This is a genomic window from Candidatus Liberimonas magnetica (assembly GCA_020523885.1).
Classification (GTDB): domain Bacteria; phylum Elusimicrobiota; class Endomicrobiia; order Endomicrobiales; family JAFGIL01; genus Liberimonas; species Liberimonas magnetica.
The window spans coordinates 117,946-140,345 of record JAJAPY010000001.1 but is presented as its reverse complement, the minus strand read 5'-3'; the positions used below and the strand labels follow the sequence as shown (position 1 = coordinate 140,345).

Here is a 22,400-nt window from a genome sequence, read left to right as displayed (position 1 = left end):
AAATAAGCGAGAATAGATTAATGCTGTTATGTTTATGCGGCAACAAGAATTGATTTTACAGCATTAACTGCGGCAGGCTGGGCGTACATTTTAAGGTTTTCCATAATATTCATTTCCATCGCGTGTTCAAATCCGTCTCCAAATACCCCTTTAATAAACCCTGAAAGCTCAGCTACTTTTTCCGGGGAATTGGCTTCATATATAAGTTTGTTCAATTCTGCCACCAGGGCATCGACATTTTCAAGGCCGGCTTTATCCGATGAAAACTCCTTAAGAATATCCTTTAGATGATTAACCTTCCAATTATTTGCTTTCAGGTCTTTTAGTATCTTCCTTCCTTCATCATCTATCTTAACGACCTTCCTTAGCATTTCTATTATCTGTACTACTTTAGCCAGGTCCATGCCGTCGCAGTTTTCGATCATCCTCATGCCTCTTTTGTAGCCTTCCAGATACCTGCCGTATTCACCGCTGACCTTCACTGCGCTCGATAAACTGCTTATTAACTGGCAGGCGTTAAATATATTAAATCCTTCGGACTTATCAGCTATGCTTTTAAGCCGTATAAGTTCATCGCCTTCGCTTGAACCAAGGACCAGATTCACTACTTCTGCACCGCGGGTAAATACTTCCTTCAGCGTTTCCTCGCCTTTTGTTTTATCTATCTTTGAAACATCAACATCCAGGACTCCGCCTTGCTGGTACATGAATTTTCCGGCAAACTTGAAACCGTATTTCCAGCGAATATCTCTTATATTTCCTTCCCATTCCATCCCCTGAGCTGTCCCGATATCAAACACGATCGTTTTATTACGCCACACATCCCCGGCCCTTGCGCCGTGCAGCAGAGCCTCTTTAGCCGCTTCCATTTTGATCCCAGAATTCAGCTTTCCTGCGAACAGGCTCAAAACCTCAATACCCTGCTGGCCTTCGCCTAAACCAGACACATCGATCCTTATACCGTCGAACATGCGCAGCCATTCAATTATTTCATTAACCACCTGCTCGTGCCTTACGGTATCTTCTAATCCTGCGCCGCTTAACTGAATTACAACTTTTCCTTCTTTCTTGTGTATCAGATCTGCCACGTCCGCTATTTGTTTGGCCTTGACCCACTCCAGATACCTGGCAGTCCTGAGATTCTCAGCCCCGAACAGGTTTTCAAGCTCTTTGCTGTTTTTGTTCATGACTTCCGGCGAGTTCGTAATACCCTTGAGCATAGCCAAAGTTTTTATACTTTCGTTATTTAAAACAGTGTTCCCGGTAACAGCCTTTTCTATTTCAGCTTCGTTAACCTTGCCTGCGGCTGATAGGGACTTTAATAACCGTTTGGCGAGGTCAAATTCCTGCCTCCTTAAGTCATCTGCCAACACACCGTTTATTGCCTCTCTGCCTGCGGCCTGCGAAGCAAGGTCTTTTATTTCTGTCATTATCCTGTCCAGCTCCTTATCTTTTACTCCGTATTGTTTGCATTCTTTGCTCAAATCCACCGCCAGGCTGTCAATGACCGGTGCATATAAACCCCTGTTTTCCTGTTTTAAGCTGTCGCTCGGCATCCATCCTGAAAGCTCGATAACATTTACCGAGCCTCTCATCTGTTCATTGAAATCATTGACATCTGCAAGTTTACCTACAATCCTGTCTTCTGCTTCTATGCCCAGCGCACCTATTATCACCCTGGCCCAGACTTCACCTTCAGACATTTCTTTTCCGTGCTTCTTTTCGTTCCTGAGCAAAGAGCCTTTAGCGTCATACCTGTTGCCTATTTCAACGCTTAATTCCTGCAAATATATTCTCATATTGGCCATCCCAGCTGTTAATTGGCTGCCTGAACGTACGACTAAAGACCTTACCCACTGGCTGGACACAAGCATCTTATCTTTTGCGAGCAGGCCATCTGCTGTGCTGCTATAATCCTGAAACTTCTCTTCCGTCAGCCTGTCATCCATTTCAACTGCAAGAGGTTTAAACCCTGAAATTCCCAGGGTTTTGGCCATAAGTTCATTGTTAGCAGCATTTAAAACACCTTCTTTTAATTCTATTATTGTTTTGATACCTGCATACGGAAGTATATTTTTTATTCCAAGGTCCGAGAGCTGAGTTTTATCCGAGACTTCAATAAATATATCTGAAATTTCTCCCGGACAATCTTCCAATTTTCTGTTCTGCCCGTAGACGTTAATTGAAACCATTGAATTGCCGACATTCACATTGATATTCTCTGCTAAAAGAACCAGGCCGGCGGTTCCGGCTTCAAGCATCCTTATATTGACCAGCTTGACTCCAAGCTTGGCCATACCCTTTAATTCCTGTTCATTTTCCTGCCCGGATGCTATCCTTATCAAGTATCCGCCCATCAAATTCCTTGCCTGCCTGGAAACAAAACTATCCCGCCTTGTTATTTGCAGGGCAGCGCCGGCAGCTGCAACACCGGGTCTTAATGCCGGTCTTAAAAATCTTTTCATGTCTTTTAATGAATTAGTGATTTCGTTCCATATCTTACCCATTCTCGTGGCTTCTGATTTCGCGGTATTTCCGGATTCCGTTATATGCCCTATTTCATGTTCTATAATAAGGCCCCTTTGCCATTTTGGCAGGCCGGAAATCAATTTAAGGTCTATATCAAGCACATAATATTCACCTTCATTGATTGTTCGCGCAGGCGCCGGATTCCACCGTTTGGATAAATAGCCGGTATTCAAGGCAATCGGTTTACCCTGTCCCTGCTGTGCTTGCTGTAAATTTAAGTCATTAACCGTTTCAGTTATTTCGTCTAACACCAGCTGTTGTTTTTCAGGCGTAACCTTACTGAATTTTGCAAGAACTAAAGTGGAAAATTGTACAGTATAAAATAAAATAACAGCACCTGAAGAAAATCCCGCAACCTGAGCGGCTAAAATGCTAATATGAAGTAAGGCTTCCACAATCGCCAAGGCTATCAAAGATGTACCTAAAGCAATAAGGGCACGGCCAACAAAGGAATAGGCCTTAGCTCCCGGGCCGGCGGGGGCGGCAGCAGGTGCAGGTGCTGCTGGTTTTGCCGGTGCAGATTGTGAAGGTTTTGCTTGTGCAGGTTCTGAATGTACTGGTGGTAATGTTACAGTCCTGCCATCTCGGGGGTCAATAGCTAAACGACTACCTCGGCTCTCCATGGATGCTCTTGCTTCCGCAACATCAACTGTCGGATTATCTCTCATAACAGGGTGCTGTGCTAGTTCTTGCGATATGCTTTCACGGACTTGTCTGCTTACTTGAGTTTGTATTGCCAACTCGCCATTTAAATCTATAATTCTTTGCCGCATTATGCCTTCAGCGGTTGGACCTTCCTCCGAACTAAGCCTTCCTTTTCGTGCACCTTCCTGAGTTACTGAATAGGATACCGGCCCGTCCGGATCTGTTAGCGTTACTCCTGCTAGTTTCATTCTTAAACCTTCAGGCAGTTTTGCTCTTTCTGCAGCTTCCTCCATTGCCAATGCGATTCTATTTGCTCTTTCTGCTTGCATCCTTTGAGCATGCTCATCTGGTTCTGATAACCTTAGCTTTGCCAATCTCAGGTTTTCCGTATCTCTTCCTGCTTGTTCTAATTTCGCTTGGGCACCCTTTGCTGATTGCTCTTGCGCTAATTCTGCAGGCGAGGGAGGAATAATATTAATAGTTAAGCCCTGGGCATCCGGCCCTTGTTTAGGCCGGGCATTCCTGCCGCCCAGCTTAGCTATTATTTTTGCGGCTTCAGCAGCGGCTTCAGCGGTAGCTTTATCAGAAGCAGCACCGGCAGCTTGTCCTCCTATTTGACGTTCTAATATCGCCCTCTCATCAGAAGTTAATGGGGCATACCCTTGTGCGGCTTCCATAAGCCTTCGCGCAATTCCCAGCGCCACCCTACTTGTATCTAATCCTCCATCATCCCTATTACCCGCTTTTAAATCCGGAAGGCTTTGGCCTCCGCTGTGCGTTGCTCTTCTAAGGCTTATATTGCCTGGTTTCTTTCCTGATAAGGAATTGATAGCAGCTTGTATAGCACCTACACTTCTTTGAACTTCCGATTCGTAAGCGCCTGCATCGTCTTCTTCAGAAATCCCCAAACTCCTTTTCCTTTCCCGCATTTGCTGCTGAGTCCTTTGTTTCTCTTCTGCTGCAGCTAATTCCCTCAAAAGGCCGTCTCTGCTCCTATTATACTCTTCTAGTTCTTTTTGATATCTTGCCTGGCTTAATTCATTTCGCTTTGCTATAGCAGCATCCATTATAGCTTTAGACCGCCTGATTAATTGGCTGTTTAAATCTTGTAATCTTCGGATATAATCATTTGTTCTTTTTAACATTGCTATTAATTCTTCCAGGCTTTTGCCGTTTATGTTTGTATCTTCTAACGAATCAATGTTTTTTTGGCTTATTTCAACGACTAAATCTTCGCCGGCAGTGTTAATAGTGACGCTGTATTCACCGGCCATGCTTTGAATTAACCCTGTAATTTCTCCCCTGTCATCTGCGTGTACACCGGGAATGACTATTCTTGAAGGATTTTTTTCAATAAAATCCTTTAATTTATTAGCATCTGCCAAAGCCTTGTTTAACGGATCAACAACCGTAGCCTGGACAGCCTGAGCAATAGCCTTTACTAATCTTTCGTAGGCGGCATTGACGGATGCATCTGCTGTCCTGGATTCTTCAGCAATATTCCGTTCCCTCTGACGCAGCGCAGAAACGCTTAAATTAACTACCTCCAGGGCTTCCTCATAAACCTTTTTAATTTCACCAATGTACTTTTGCGGGTCAACTTTCATAATATTGTCATACATCACCTGAATGTCGGCTCTTACTGCATCCAGGCGGGCTAACCCGGTTGTCTCTGCATCACCCAGTTTTTTCATAAGCTGCCCTGCCTGAATTTTATATTCTTTGATTAATTCGGTATATTTTTGATATGCCCGGTCAAACTGTGTAATACGCGCGTTTAAATTTCTTTGCAAAGCCTGGACTTCAGATCTTAATCTATCTATTTCTTTTTTGTTTTCAGCCGCCTTTTTTGCCTTTTCATTAACATCTTTTAATAAGCCGTTTAGTTTATCATTGCTTACAGATGAAACATAATAGGTGCCGTCAGCAGCTTTGTGTACTTTATCAGGCCCATAGGCTAATTTTAACTCTTGAATGAGCCCGTCAAGTTCTGCACTTTGCAGTTTGTCCAGCTGAAGATGCAAGTTCATCTCTCTCTGGGCATTTTCAAAAATCTCCAATTGTCCCTGGAAATCAGCTAAACCTGCCTCTATCTGCGGTGTTAATTTTTCTGCTTCATCTATCTTACTATTGATCCCATCCAGCTCTGCTTGTATTTCTCCGGCTTCTTTATCCAGCTCAGCCTTTCTTGCTGCCCAGTCCTGGCCGGTAGACGCAACTATCGCCGCATCTTTTTCTGCGGCCTCTTTAATTATTTGCGCTTCTCTGAGAGTTTCCAGCCTTAATTGCGCTAATTGCTCCATCAGCTTTGTTGCAGACCTCTGTTCAGCAAGGACCCGTTCTGCCAGTTTTTGGGCTTCCGGCAAGATCTTATCTTCAATTTCCTCTTTTAAACGTTTTCTAATTGCTTCAACCCGCGCGGGAATTTTAGAAAGTTCTTTAAGTTTTTCATCCTGTTTCTTTATTAAGGCGGTAATATCAGCTTGCAGTTTAAATTGTTCTCTGGTTGCATTGATAAGCTCCTGAAAAGTACTAACACGGCTGCTGTTAAATAAACTATTCATTTGATTTATCCTGGCGCGCACAGTTTCCAGTGTAACTATCAAATTTTTCAGTTCAGAGATCAGTCCATCTGCTTCCCTGACTTGTTCTTCCACATCAAGTTGAGCCCTTTCCTTGGCTCTTTTTGCTTCTTCAACCAGTTTTTCAAGACCGATCAGCAAATCTGCCACACGATTTGAACTTTCCTGCATGCTATTTTGAATATCCATTGCTTTTTGTTCTGCCTTGCTATAAACGGTTTCCATATCCGTAACAGCCTGCTGCAGCCGGCTGAGCGCCCTGGCAGCTTCCTCTGCCTCTTTTTGCATATCGCCCTCAAATACATCTGCTTTTTTGCTGAAACCATCAAAACGTTTTAGAGCTCCATTAAGGCGTGATTTAATTTCTCCGATAATTGTATCTTGCTGGTCAGTAAGTTCTTTTATCTTGTTGTAGACATGCCACATGGACTGCCAGGACTTCATTTGATTATCCAAAAGCTGCCTTATAAATTGTTCATTGAATTTTATATCTTCTGCCTTCTCATGTATGCCTTTTTCCAAACCTTTCATTGCATTTACAACCCCTTCTATGAGTTTTTCAAATAAAAAATCAGCTGCGCCGAAAAGCCTGAAACCTGTGAACAAGTCGATGACCCCTAAACCAAAAGCAGCTGCAACCGCAGCTAACAGGACTCCCGGCGCTATAGGAAAGAAAACCGCTGTCAGCCCTATTGCCAGCAAACCTGCAGCTGGAAAAGCAAACGCATCCCGCAAAGTGCCGAAATCTAATGTTGGGCTGATTTCAAGTTTCCGGGCTTCTCTTCTCATTTGAGCTTTCTTTTTTTGTTCCGCTATTTCGTTTTCCATTTTCTGTATCGATGCCTTGTCCATGGTGTCGGCTTGATTTGCTAATGCGGCAATATTTACACCTCTTACGGAAGCTTCATTAAGGTCTTGCATAATAGAGTATATCCCGCTCATAATTATCCAGGAAGCTCGGCCAATAAATATAAGAGCGGTTAAGATCAGTGCCAGGAGAGGCCCTACTCCTAATCTAACAGTGTGCCCAAAGATGTTAATATCCTGGCCTATTGTCAGGACCTTAACGAGCATTAATAGCAAGGCAAGTGCCTGGCCGCCAAAAAATGCAAAGCCGCCCAATATTTTTGCTGTTATATCTGCACCTTTTTCTCTCCTTTCACTGGCTTCAATGGCTTCAGCAGCGGCTATATGTTCAAGCAGCTTTGCTACTTTTTCTAAATTTGACCTATCAATGGCCCCTTCATCCGACAAGGCATCACTTGACCGCTTCATTTCCTGCTCAAAATTTACCGGCTGGGCAGCAGCAGAGCCTTGAGTAAATAAACTCTGTATTGCTTTTTCTCCCTGTTCCAACCTCTTTGACAGCTCAACTGCCCCTTTAATATTTTTTTCTACGGGCGCAATTGAAGTATTTAGAATTTCTGTAAGAAATCCCAAACCATTTACCCCGTCAGCCAAATGATTTATATTGCCAATTGTTCTTTTAATCTCTTTGTTTAAAAATATGAAAACACTAATTGATTCGCGTATTCCTGCCAAGGCTCCCAGGCTATCTTCATACAATAGTCTTTTCAGTAAACTATTATAAGCATTCAGAGCTCTTACTAACCGCCTGAGTAAACGTGTCAAATTGATCAGTTCGGCAAGCAAAGCGGGATGGCCTTTTGCTATTTCTATTATACCGTTAAGCCTTCTCATCTGTTCTGCATCGAGATAATTTTTAAACACATCCTTTACGAGTTTTACACCTGAAGAAATGTCTTCATCTGCTTTTGCGGCCGGCTGAAAATCACCCAGCGCTCTTCTTAAGGCATTTTGGAGCGCTTCTTTTTCCGTTGCTTCTTTTTCCGCCGCTCTTCTTGCTGCTTCGGTTTTTAATGCTTCTTCTACACCAGTCCGTGCTTCTTTCATTTTTCCAACTACTTTGCCTACTACACCTTCATCAGTTTGTGCAGCAGCTTTTGCAGCAGTTTGATTATCCAGAGGCACAACCTGTGGTTCTGTTTGTCCTTTGCCAAAAGCGGGCGACCCTGCTTTTTGCATATCTGTAAACTCTGTCATCGTCCCTGTTTGCACTTCTTCTTTTGTCAATACATCTTCCCGTGCCCTTTCTTTTGTTGCATCAATTTCAGCTTCCGTTTTTTCTTTAGCTTTAGCTTCTCTTAATTTCCTGGCTAATCGTTTTGCCGCATCCTCAAATGCAGAATCTATTGTAGTTCCTATTGCTCCTTTTTTTTCTTCTGCTCTTGTTGTACTCTTATCTGCGTTCACTTCAATTGATGCTTCTGCATCTTCTTTTGTTTCGAAAATCTGATGGACTTCATCTGGATTTAGTGCCTTAGCAGTTTCTTCTTTTTCATTATTTGCATCTTTAATGAAAACTTTTCCGTTCAGCCATATTTGGTTAATTGTCCAGACAATTCCGCCAATTACTATGTACTTACCCACGCTATTGATGAGTTCATAATTATGATTATTTTCCTGCGATTGCTGAAGAGTAAGATTTTTTAATGTGTCCAGATAAATGAGAATCCCATCATTACTAAGTTTATAGTATGCAGTTTCTCTTAAATAAGAAATATAAAAGTTTTTTGCAGTTTCATCTGCGGGTTCGATTTTCAGCTCTTTTTTATCCATAGCTTTTAATTGACTTAAAAGCGTATTCAACAAGAAAGTCCCTCTGCCTCTTTCTTTGTCTGTTTGATAAGTAGCTATCCTGTCCAGCTTGGTAGTTTGACCAATACCAGGATAAATCACATTAAAACCCTTAACTATTCCGTTATTATCAAACAGAATATGAAAATCTATGGAGCTATCGGATAACTGTTCCATCCATTTCAGATCTTCTGACCATTTAAATGCATCATTGTCAACTTCAGTCACTTGTCTTGCCAGATCTTCTTTTTCTGCAGGGCTGAGGCTTTCCCAAATCTTCCGGATATCAATAATCCTGCCAAGCCTGTCGTCTTGTGCCAAAACGGCATCTGAATCGAACAATCTGGTAAAAGATATCTGCTTTGCAGTAGATCCACCTGCCATCTCGCCGACTTTTCTTGTGACTTCAGCTTTTGTTTCTTGAGCTCCGTTTCTTGTTGCATCAATTTCAGCCTCTCTTCTTTTCTTTTCCCCGGCCTCTTTCAGTTTCTGAGCCAATCGTTTTCCTGCATCCTTAATTGCCTCATCTGTCGAAGTTCCCGTTGCTTGTGTTTTTTCTCCTGTTGCTGCATCAACTTCAGCTTGTTCTTTTGCATCTTTTCTTCCATTTTCTTCTTGGGAGAGCATTACATCAACAATCCGGGACACAATATCAGTTCCTTTATATCTATTAACTGCATCTTTATCCAATTTGTCAGAGTTCTTTTCAGCAACTAATTCAAAGAATCGTTTATAAAATTCTTCTCCCCGGTATTTTACAAGCTCTAATTCCACCGATGTAGGAATTGGATTTAAATGATGCAGCTGGAGCAAACCATTGACCAAATTAATAAATAATGACTCATTCGCCCTTTCAAAAGGCCAACTAAAATGATGCATTGCAAAATAATAAAATTCTGCTATATTCCAAACAATATCTTCTAGCGTGTGTTTCCCGTCATTCACACTAATTTTTCTAAATTCTCTAAGAGCCCTGTAAACAAGATTAAGAGGTACAGCTACGTCTTTAAAAGGACGGTTAAACTTTCCTGCAACTCGCTCTACAACATACCTCGTCGCTCTGGTTTCAAGAGGTTCTTCCTGAAGGCTGTAGTCGTCAACAGATTTAAGATGAGTAAATAGTGTACGAGGTATATAAATTGTTTTTCCATCCTCTCCCAACAGAAGGGTAGAATGCATATTTCTTAAGTATTTTACAAATTCATCAAAATCCATAGTATCAATACTTTTTGCTTTACTTCCCGGCATCCCCATAAGCTCATAAAACATCCTTCTGACCGCTTCACTGTTTTTCCTATAATTATCTTGATTTCTTTTACTTCCAAATTGTTCAACTGCACTTTTGTCATCAGTTGGCCCGGAAGTTTGTTGTTCTGAAGACTCGATTATTGAATCCCATAATACCTTAAGCCCCCCTTCCCAATCCAACTCTCCAACTAAATCCTTTGCTGCACTCGCGCCAGTTTCTGAACTTCCGCTTGATCTTTTCACATCTCCTACTTCTCCAGCGATTGCATCGGTTACTGCTGTGACAGGCTCTGCCAGGGTATCCGCTGCTGCCTTGAAAGCATCTGCTGTACTGCCCTTTTTTTCATTTTGTCTACTGTCACCTTTAACTTGTTCTTCTTCATCTTTTCTTCTATTTTCTTCTAGCGAGCGCATTGCATCAATAACCTTGGACATGATATCATTTCTTTTATATCTATTAACCGCATTTTTATCCAATTTTTCCGAGTTTTCGCTAGCAATTAATTCATAAAAGCCTTTATAATATTCTTCTCCTTCTAAATCTGCAAACCTTGATTCTACTTCAGTAGAAATGGGATTTAAACCATGCATTTGAAGCATAGCATTAACCATATTAATAAAAAATGATTCATTCACCCTTTCAAAAGGCCAGCCAAAATGACGCATTGCAAAATAATAAAATTCTATTATATCCCAAACAATATCCTCTAAAGTATGCTCGCCATCATTAATACTATTTTTTCTAAACTCTCTGATAGTTCTATAAAGAATGGTAAGCTGTATAATTTTTTCTTCAAATGGGGTGTTAAAATTTCCTGCAACTCGATCTACAACATACTGCCTCGCTTTGTATTCAAGGGCTTCTTGGTTAATGTATTTCGATTCTCTATATTTCATTAACTCAAGCACTGTAGGTGGTATATAAATTGTTTTCCCATCCTCTCCCAACACCATGGTCTCATGCATACTGATTAAATATTTTGCAAATTCATCAAAGTTCATATTATCAATACTTTTTGACCTGCTCCCAGGCTTACCCATAAGCTCAACAAACATCCTTCTGACCGCCTCGCTGTTTTTTCTATAATTTTCCTGATTGGTTTTACTTCCGAAACGTTCGACTACGCTTTTGTCATCACTTGGGCCGGAAGGTTGTTGTTTTGAAGAAGAGATTATTGAATCCCACAATACTTCAAGCGCCCCTTCCCAGTCCAATTCTCCAACTAAATCTTTTGCTGCACCCCCGGCAGTTTCTGCTTTTTGAGACTCGTCAATTATAGGCGGCATAGCATACCAATCCTTCATAGTAGTCTTAAGTAAAAATGGCTTAGCTGCATTATAAAGCTTTTGTATGTACTCCGCAGAAACTTTGCCTGGATTAGCTAACGCGACACGATTGACAAAATCACTTCTGCCAACATCAATGTTTGGATTGCCATAGTCCCGCCTGTGTATGTCCCTTTCAAGAATAAAAATATCTATATGTCCATGAGAGATTCCGTTCAAACCCCGTAAACGAAGCATGCTGTTGACCATATTCATTAGAAAAGAGTTATTCACCGTAGCAAATATTTTTGATTCCGACTCAAACATAATGAACGAATAAAAATCAAACACGGCATCAATGTATTCTTGTACCCCGGCATTCCTTAATTCAATAATTTTATTTAGCAACGGCGCTGCATTCCTGATAATATTTTCTTTTTTAGGACCTAAAATCTCCCCTGCAAGACTGACCAAATCCAGATCACCAAAATATTTATTCTCACCAAAGTATGGGGAATAATCCTTTTGCGCATTAAGATCGAATTTATCATAACCCAGCATTGTAATTGAATTAAAAGATCTGACATAGTCAACCAGTTTTTGTCCGTCTATCCTTTCACCAGAAGCCACAAGTTCTAAGATCTTACTCCGCAATATCAGGCTGTTTCTTTGGTAATTTGATTCTTGCATCCTCTCGCCGAGTATTTGAGACTCATCCCTGACCAGTTCATTATCAGGGACTATTTTTCCATTATCCCAGCTTGATCTTCCCCAAAACCCAGAACCCACGGCGTCGATTTCAGGCTCTACAACAACCTTCGCTTTCGATAATACTCCTTTTGTAGAACGCGCTTTTTTTGCCTCTAGATCTTTCCATTGCTTTGCTTCAATTCTTGCTCTATTCCTTTCATAATAAGCAATATTTTCTTCTAATTGTTGAGGTGTAAGATCTTTAAATGTAACAGGATAAGCAGTAAATTGAGAATATGCGTAATAAACCTCAATCCCGTAAAATGCGTTCTCCGTTAAATAACTAAGATAGAATCCAATGTCATCACCGACTTCTTTCCATTTTAGTGCTTTTACATCTAGGGTTTTTAATCTCCCCAGAAGTGTATCCATCAAGAAAGCCCCCCTGCCTCTGTCTTTTTGATACGCGGCTATCTTATTAAGTACAGCTTCTTTAGCAGTTAGCTCAGTTTCACTATAACCTTTAACAATACCATCGTTATCAAATAGAATATACAGGTTTGCTTTATATAGTTTATCCATCCAATCTTTCTTAACTGATTCAAAACTCCTTATTCCAAATGCTTCGTAGTCAAGTTCTGTCAGTTGTCTTGCCAGTTCTTCTTTTTCTGAAGGTTTAAGGCTTTTCCAAACTTTTCCTATATCGATGATCCGTCCAAGCCTGTCGTCTTGTGCCAAAACAGCCTCTGAATCAAACAACCTGGCAAAAGATATTTGCTTTGCTTCCGGGCTTGCCCCTGCTGCTTTCCCTGCATCAGATCGGCTCGCCGCCCCGCCGACTTTTTCTGCTATCTTATCGGCTCCTGCTATAACAGGCCCTGCAGCTGCATTCACTGCTGTCCTGACAGCTTCATTTATACCGGCCGCAGGCCCAAATTCTTTTTCAATTAACGTGCGTATGTCTGCTGGAAGCTCTACTATATGTGTAGATAATTCTTTTCCCTTAAAGGTATAAGGCGGGGTTTTGCCGGTAGGGTCAAAAAACGGAGAGATTAATACCGAATCTGCAAACCTTTCATTATGCAGCCTGCCTAACAACTCTATGATCTGTGGAGGCCCGGCTGTATGGCCGCTGTCTCTCATCCACTCTATCATGCTATGCCTTATCTCAGGCGCAACTATTGCTATCCAAATATATATTTCAGGGCTGGTTTCATAGATCCGCGCATATATATCTTTAAGCTTGTCTGCATTCCCAAGGTTACTGCCTATATCATCTAACATCTGCTGGATAGAGGCATGCCCTCTTCCTTTGCCGGCAAAGGCCTCTACACTTATGCTTAATGCCATATTTACAGGATAGCTGCCGTTTATTACATCATCTACCCTATCACCGAATATCCCTTTTAATACCTCTAATGCCTCATTTGAGCGTTCATTGGTTGGAGTTTTAAGCAATTCTAAAAATTTCTCTATCTTCTCATACTTAGTCTTAATACCTGTAAATTCTATCAGTTCTTCCCTGCTGTCTGTATATCCTTGATTATAATTCTTCTCTTCGACAAAAAGGCCGTCAGCCGTTAATATATCTATGTCCACACCTAAGCCTAATCCCAAATATACCGCTGCATGCCCTGCTTCAGCCAATCTTGCAACACCGCTTAATTCACCTAATACTCCATGTATATTGGGTGTGTCTCGTGTCCTTAAGGCACGGATAAGCCTCCTTAATAATTTTCTTAAACCATCTATATCGCCGGCCAATAATCTGAAACTCTCTTCACTTAAGACACCTCTGCCTAATTCTTGGAGTCTGGCAAATGGTTCTGTAGTATTCTCTTTTACTTTCTTTGCTCCTTTAACTTCCTGTTGCTTAGGATTGGCTAAACTTTGTATTATCTCAAGCGCTATCTTTATTTGTGCATCGGTAAGCCCTGCTTGACGTAATCCCTTAATGAAATCCTTATGTCTTAATCCTTTCTTTATTATTTCTGCCTTCACCCCGTCAGGTATCCCGGTTGCTGCCTCCAGAGCTTCTATAATTTTTTCTATCTGGCTTATACGTTCTAACAAACCTTCTATGTTGTCTCCGTACCTGCCCATGATCCCTGCCTGTTCTGCATCGGATGTTATGCCAAGCAAAGATAATTTTTTACGAAGAGTATCATTTTTTTCCGCATCGTTTCTATCCTCTTTTAAAAAACCCTCTATTGCACCATCAATAGTAGACTGCTCCCCATTTTGCCCATTTAAAAATATACTTAATACTCCCTCGTACTCCGCATCCTCCGGCATCCTGCCTAATTTTTTTGTCAGCCTTGGATATATCGCTATCCATCTCTCATTTTCAATCGTCTTAATACTGCGCTTTAATGCCTCCTGCTCCCCGCCGTCCTGTTCACTAACCTCCTTAAACATCTCAACATCCACAAGATACCCTCTATTTTCATCAAGCATCATTGAATTTATATCATCTAAGTATAGATTAAGTTTAGCCAAATCTCGGGCAGCATCCATCAGAGTCTCATAAAACCTTTCAGTTAACTTACCTGCCTCAACTGACAAAGTATTAGCTTTTAAGTTTTTACCTGCTATATACTCCTCTAATATACTCTGGCTGCCGACTTCCCTGTCGATTTTAACTACGTTTCTGACATTCGCCCGTGTTATTCTATTAAGGAGTTCTTTCTCATGAGAAAGGTTTGCGCCTGTCTTATCAAAGGCTATTTTTAAGGCTTTTTCACGATTATCCGTTTTGTCCTTTACTTTAATTACTATTGAAAATCCGCCTATTCCTAAAAGTTCAATGAAATCTAAATTCTCATCAATCTCTCTAACTATTTCACTTAACTGCATATCCGCTGCTGCATCTGTTTTTAAATCTGTGCCTCTGCTCCTCAATTTATCTGCAATTGCAGATAAAATATCACCGATTTGCACTGCTCTTTTAGCTGTCATCCCCGGCGCTGCTTTGGCTTCCTCTTTTTTCTGCTCATCCTTCATTTCCGTTTTATCGGCTTTTCTGTCAGGAGCTTCCTTTCCCGCTAAATCATCAATAATTGGTTGTAACTCCTGTTGACTCTGCCTATTCTCCATTAATTGATTCCAAACATGAATAAATTGCGCTTCATTTTGTATTTCGTCAACAAGAAATGCCCTTACTTCCTTATATAATTCATCCCTTGGATTTTGTGAATCCAAGTGGAATTCAGTTCTAAATTCAGCTATAACCTGGTCAATGCTTGCAGCTTTATCCGGATGTGCGCTTTTTTGTTTCTCAAGATCTTCGATATACTTTGCAGCAGCTTTTAATTGACTATCAACAAAATCACAAATTAACTTTGAAGTTCTATCTTTCTCGCCTGGGCCTGTATAATCATAATTTTCCGAGGTTTGCTGCAATAGGGCTGCCAGCTCATCATAACTCTGTGATACAGCACTTGGCCCGGGTTTTACACCCCCATATATTAATCTATTTAAATTATCTTCTATTAGCGGAACAAGGAGTCCGCTTCCCATTATTTCCCATTTGTAAAAGGCTGCGAGATTCCTGATATTCCTTGCCCCCCTTTTATGATAAAGAGAAACATTTGCGTCTTCTCTGATAGCACTTTCAGAAGCTTGCGCTGTAAGAAATGATAAAAGAACATCATCATTTCTTAATTTGAATTTCAATGACGGAAAGGGCATTTGGAAAGCAGCTGCCATACCCAAAATCATAAAAACAATCCCTTTTTCTGATTCAAAAAGAATGTCATTGAAACGGGGAATAGAATGAGATATTTTCTCTCCAACAGCACCACTTCTATATTTCTCATCTAAAGTGCTTATATATTGAGAGATGATTTCAAAAGCAGAAAAATCAATATCGCCAACAAGCCCGGTATCAACAGTAACCGTTTGCCCACCTTTTGCACTGCCGCGCAGGGAAGCATTATTCATTGCTGAAAGCACATCGGTTGGCACAAGCTTAAAGTAATCTGAATCACCAGCAATTACTTTTTCAATAATGTTCTCTAATGTTGAAACAGGAATAACGCTGCCATAACGCATCAGCAGATCTTTCCATTTATCTGGCAGGGAAGGATATTTAGTACTTAATTCATTTATTATATCAGTCACAGGTATCCCTTTAGCTAAGCGATCACCTATATCCCGGGCAAGTTTAGCTGCCTCGGAATTAAGGGCAAATGCCTGAGCAGTTAAATCCTCATCAGCCACTATATATGGTTTTTGTAAATAATACCCGATGAAATTTTTATTAAACAAAAGTGTATTTCGAACCTGTTCGTTAGGTGTCATACCTGCCCGTTTTGCTTGTTCGTCAATAAACCTTTCTTTTTCAACCGGGCCCACATACTCTACTCTTCCCTTAAATTCATCAACAAGTGCTTTTGTTATGTCTGCATACTTACCATTGGAATCGTCAAATACTATAATTCTTACCTGTTCGCCAGGGTGATACAGGTTAATACTTTCTATATATGACTCTAGGCTCCTCCGCAGCTCAGCTGTTCTTGAATTATCCGATGAAATAAACGAACGAATAGTAATTGTGTTTCCGTAAGGTGATGCAAGTAATTCCGGGATTTTTTGACCGGATTGAAAAATGCTTAGTATTGCTTCAGAGTCAGAAACAAAACCTTTTGACTCATAACCTAATGCAGTATTAAAAGGTGAAGAAGGGTTTTGTAATTCCTCTGCCATCCTGTCCGCAGGAGGTATTTCATCAAACCGCTTATCTTGTGTATAATTAACATAAGCCAGCAAATCTTGATTATAAAGATAAGCTGAACCGTCCTGTAAAAACAATAAGTCCGTTTTTTCACTAAGGTCATAGCCAATACGCGCAGTCATTTCAGAAAGAACCGCAGTAATTGCCGCGGCTTCTTCTTTTGTTATGTGTATTGCAATGCGCTTGCCGCTTACCATTTCTGCAAGATTATACGCTGCACTTGCAAGTTCATGGTGTTCATTCCTAATGACTCTTAGAGTATTTACCTGACGCGAAATGCGCTGGATTCTGCCTGGAAACGCTCCATTTTTGTATGCATCCAATATTCTTTTTACAGGCACGCTCAAACCTGATGGATAGTTTCCCTGCAATACCTGCTCAATCAGCGCAGCATCTATTTGGCCTGATTTCATTTCTTTTTGCAATAAATATCTGACAGACTCCCGTACTTGGGCTAACCTGATTTCTTCCAAATTTCCGTTGCTGGCTTTAAACTTATCCAGAGAATTCCCAAATAAATAAAAGAACATAGCGCTGTGTAAACGATGCAGATCTGGTTCAAAACTTGCTTTATAATAGGAATCAAATATTTTTTCAATATAGGGAACAAACTCTTTTGCTTTTATAAGGGCAGTATTTTCATACAGCGATTCATCTGGCCCATGCGTCATTTTCCATGCAGCACGGGCGGCTATGTTGGCGAGGCCTTCAATCCCTGCTGCAATATCTTCAGGCACAATTTTAGCTTTCCTTTCAGCAGATGCCTTATCTACTCTAGGCCCAGGTGAAGGAACTGCTTGTTCCTTAGGCCGGGCTTTTGTTTTTTCCGGCTTCTTAAACAAATACTGATGTGACCCTGGATATGTATCTTCTTCTCTTTTTGAAACCAGTTCAAATCCATGGGATCTCAAGATTGATAGCTCTTCATCTTTCCTGGCATTTACATCCTGCTTGCCTGTATGCTTGCCTATTATCCCGCCAATATAAAAATAGCCGTTTTCCGCAATTTTATCGAATAAAGCCGTTACAGCCGCTTCGGACATTCTTGTAAAAAACTCTCCCGGATTTCTTGTATAAAGCACATCTATTGTCCCGGCTTCAGGCGGGATGTCTTTAGTTGCATCGAATGAATAGCGTACGATGATCGTCCGCTTCTTTTTAAGAGCCTGGTCAAAAAACTCGATCTTATAAACCTGGTCTTTTACTCTTTCAATATTTGATACAGGTATTCCCATGTCTTCAAACTGCTTTTTTACACTCTCTGAAAACACCTTGAAACTCATGGGCTTTATATCTGTGCCTATTATCAAATCTGCATCTGTAAAACTTATTACGGATTCAAAATCAGTTTTATTTTTGCCTGCGCCTATGAATGGATAATAGGCTGTCCTTGTTTCGCCTTTTTTAGGTGCCGCAGCCAATGTTTCTTTCATTGCTTTCCCGAACTGAAGGTATCCGCGCAAATCTTCTATTTTCATTCTAACAGGAGCTTCCTTTTCAGCTGCAGTTACCGGGCCTAAGTCAAGTATAGCAACGGCCAAAGTGTATTTTAAACCAGGCGGGACATCATTTTCCAATGCCGTGTGTAACTCTTCAAGCAATGATCTTTTCTCTCTTACCGGCATCTTTGCAATGGCTTTAAGCAGAAGGTCCAAAGCTAAAGTCCGCACAGCCTTGCTTTCATTTAAATCAGCTACTCTTGCTTTCAATACTGCTGTTAAATCCTCATTGCCTTCAATAAGCTCTGCAAGGGGAGCTTTATTCAATGTTTCTAATGATGCAATTTTAATATCAGCATCATCACTGCTTGCTATAAAATCTTTGAATATTAATAATCCCGGCAACCCCTGTTTGGCAAGCTTGCCGGCTATGGCCTTCGTATAAGAAGAAGGTGCATGAACAAATAATTTCTTTAATAAGTTTATATTATCCGGGGAATTGGGTTCGGGCAGCCATATTATTTTTATTATGGCCGTTGCCACATCATTTAAAATCCGGTTAAACACTATTCCCTTTAATTTTGGATCATTAAGAGCTTCTACAAGAGAAGGAACTGCTTTATCTCCGGCACGAATAATTACGTCAAATATATCATGCCGAATATCATCGTACGTGGCGTCATCTACAGCGATAGAAAGAAGTTTACGCAAAATATCCTCATTTTTTGCCAGGGATTCAAGCGCCTTCTTTATGTTATCACGCCCCTTTGCATAGCTTCTTAATAAATCTACAAGCACTCTTAGAGCCGGCTTAGCGGCTGAACCCATGCTTAAAAGCCCGTCAAGCCCATCCTTAAATGTAGCCTCATTCACCAATTTATCAATGTAGGTTTGTATTAAATCTTTATCTTCCGGGTACGCCAAAACTTCCTTTATCTTATCAGCTATCATGCCGTCTCTCATTGATTCAGCTACTTGTATCAGCCTTGCTCTGGCTTCGTCATTCAGGCCTATCTGCTTTAAAGCCTGGAGAATAAGTATCTTAGTGGTGTAGTTGTTCTGGTGTTCAATCATATTAACAAGTACTACACCGGCTGAAGCTGCCCTTGGCCCTAACTGGCCGAGTCGTCTTATGGCAACATTGAAAACACTCGATTTATCACTCTGCAGATCATGCAGCAAATCCTGCACTTCCTCATCTTCTGTTACAGGTACGTCTTCCACCGGCCGGCCGGCCTCTTCTCCTACACCATTAACAGCCTCTTTGCCGCCTATCCTTTCAAGTGCATATAAAATAAGAGGATGCAAACCGCTTATCAACGGATTCAAAGCCATCCTCCGTAACAATGGAATTGCCTCTTCAGCTTCCGTGCCATAGTTCGCCAACTCCGCTATCAACCCTTGCATTACAATCATCGGCGGATACTTACTTAATTCCGCCATTGCTTTTCTTATCTTGAAATCCGAGACTGTCCTTTTAGGCCTTGCCGCCTCTTTAGCTTGTGCTTGAGCTTTTGTTCCGGCAGCAATTTCAGCAGCTGTTAAAATTTGCGGACGGGCTTGTTCTCCAGTATCATCATCCTGCAAAGCCGCTGGATTAACAACCTGCAAGACTGCACGTTTTACAGCTTCATCCCGTATCCCGTCTGTTGCTTGTGAAAGCCTTTCATTAAACGACTCTCTGCCGGCCTCTACTCCAAGCAAAACCCTCAGGGCAGTTACTCTGATGCTAGATAATTCATCCTCATCAAGAACTATGTCAAAAAGACTCTCTGCTGCAAGATTAGCATTCCCCAGCTCTCCAAGCCTCATAATTGCTTCATATCTTTTTTCAGGCTCTTTATTTTTCAAATCCGCAATAAGCATCTCTAAATCCGAAGAATTAAGATCAGCCAGGCGCATCCATAACGGCACCTTTCCAATAGAGGCAAGATAAGAATAGGCTGCATTCCATACAGCATGAGTAATTGTGCTTGCAACAAATCCGGCAAAAATAGATATTGGAGTTGTTAAAGGGAATACATGAGATATGCCAAAAAAGATGAGATAAATACCGGTAAACAACAGGGAAGGAAGGAGATAAGGGATAAATTCTTTTTTAAATGCATCTAATAAACTGCTGTATTTATGTGTTCCTTTTGCCTTATCCCTGTCTATTAACCACTGCCTTATCACATGGGCAGCGGAAAACAAGACCGCGCTTAAAGTTACAACCGTTCCTATGCCAAGAATATTGTTATTCTTTAACAATAGCTCTACTGCTATGCCTGCAGCAAACCTAAAAAGAAGTTCTTCTTTCCCGGCTTTAAGCCAAAGCGCCTTGGTAAATTGCGGTTTAATAGAACGTATAACATTTTTGATCGTATTTCCTTTTTCCGGCGTCTGTACAAATTTAATAACCTTATTTAATGCCGAGACACATCTTGTTAAGATACCTCGCAGCCATCTTTTTCCGGCCTGTAATTTACTTTCCTCACTTACAGCCTTGCCGCCTTGTACTTTACCTGTTTCGCTATTTGTAGCAACCTTATACCTGTAATTATTATCTTCTATGCTTATTATTATTTTTTCTCCGTCTTTGCTTACCCTTACAACAAGATCTTTTAATACATCGCTTTTATCTCCCAGCAATAGCCTGACTACTTTAAGATATTCATCAATAAACTTCTGTATTTCATTAATATCGGTAGTTATGGAAGGAGTGACTTTTGCAAACGCTATTAATCTGTCATGAAAAACACCAACTTCGCCATCGCTTAAAAGCTTCGCGGCTTCACCAGGGGCTAAAGCAGAACCCGCTATATCCGAAGGCTGTACTTTATTACAAAGGACTTTCTCATAAATAGCTTCATTGTAATCTTTTGTCACATTTGGGCTTATAACAAGATAGGATATACCTGCTTTTTTAAACCTTTCAGTAATCCCGTCATGAAAGCCGCCGGCAATTACGACCGTAATTTTTTTGAATTCCTTAAGCCTGCTCATAACTGCATGCCAATTCTGTTCTTCCTGTTTCTCTTGAGAGTTCTTTTCTTCTATACCTGTCTCGCTAATAATATTTTCAAGAAATATTCCGTTCCTCTTTAAGTTTTGGTTATAATATTTGGACATCTCAGATTCATTTGAGATCCCGGTTACTTCATTTAGCAATGTACTCTTTTGAGGCAGATATTTCTTTAGCAATACATTAAAATCGGATGTATTTTTACTGAATTCCTCGAACTCTTCCGAAGTGATCTTGAGGTTGGCAAAACCTTCCAGATAATCGCTCATCTTAACCAAAAACATCATTTCTTTATCTGTCAGCCTTCCGGTATAATTGGCAAGTACCCTGTCCATAAAAGCATTCTTCTCATATACAAATTTGATAGGGTTTAACTCATAACTTAAACGTATATACTCTATGAACATAGCTAAATTCGGATACTTTGTATCAATATTCGGAGTATATTTCGGCGCTAACCTGCTTAAAATAAAATAATATTCAGCAGGATTATTTTCCCCCTGCAGTTTATTTAAGAGGTTCACATAGATCCTGTATGGAAGAATTTGCCTAAGCTGGGCAAGGTATTCTTGCTGTTCCTTACTAAGGCGTTTATAATTAATTCTATGATTTAACTTCAACATTGCGATATAACGGTTTAAATTCGGGTACCAGGCTGTTTGTTCGCCGCAGTGCGTGCCGAGTTTTTCAAGTTTTAAATACCATTTTAAAGGCACGGTTTTATTTTCCTTTTCCATAAATCTGCATATACTCTTAAGTTCTCCTGAAATAAACCTGCCCTTTATGCCGTTTATATTAGACTTTAAATCCTTTACAACAGGAACATTCTTCTCTTTTTCAGCTATCAGGCTCCTCATCCGGTTTAAATTATCTTTGTAAACATCCCAGTCTTCCAAACCATAAAGATTATCTTTATTTTCAATGGTAGAGAAATATTCACTGGCAGAAAGCAAGCCAGTAGCCAAAAGCATATCTGCTGTTCTTTGCTTTATTTCTTTATTAGGTATACAGGTTAAAAGATTTGATCCAAGCTTACCCCGCGGAGCACCTTCTACGAACACTTTATCCAGGCTGTATTCCTTATCCCAAAGATTAAGAATTTTGTATATATTTTTCTGCACTTCAGGGTGGCAGTGCAGATCCTGGATCCAGACGATCAGGTTATTTTCATCTTTATAGCTGCCCTCTACCACCCTTCCGTTTTGGTACGGAAGTACACACGTATTTTCTCCATATAACTCATTTATTTTTTTAGTATCTTTAATCAATTCCGTAATGCCGTACAAGGGTTCAAACACAACAAATGAATATGTAAAGAATAATAAAATTACAAAACTTATGAATTTCGTAAAATTTAATCCATTTAAAAACATTAATTTGAATTCTTTTATAGATTTAAACATAAAATTAAAAATTAATTACTGAAAGGCAAGATTAGACTTTAATCAATATATATATATTATTAATACTATAATGAGATTATATAGTAAATTCAAGTATATTTTATGAAAATAACGTAAAATATATGCAAAATCTTGTTGTTTTGTATTTAGTGTGGGTATTGAATAAAGGAAAGGTTTAAAAAATCTACTTTTTGGGTTTTC

The 22,400-nt window shown here is 40.3% G+C and carries 1 protein-coding gene; it reads right to left on the bottom strand.

The annotated features are described in order from the left end of the window. Positions 1-32: 32 nt before the first annotated feature. Positions 33-22,199, bottom strand: coding sequence for a hypothetical protein (locus tag LHV68_00390; GenBank protein ID MCB4790324.1), 22,167 nt, complete (start codon positions 22,197-22,199; stop codon positions 33-35). Between the last annotated feature and the right edge of the window lie 201 nt (positions 22,200-22,400).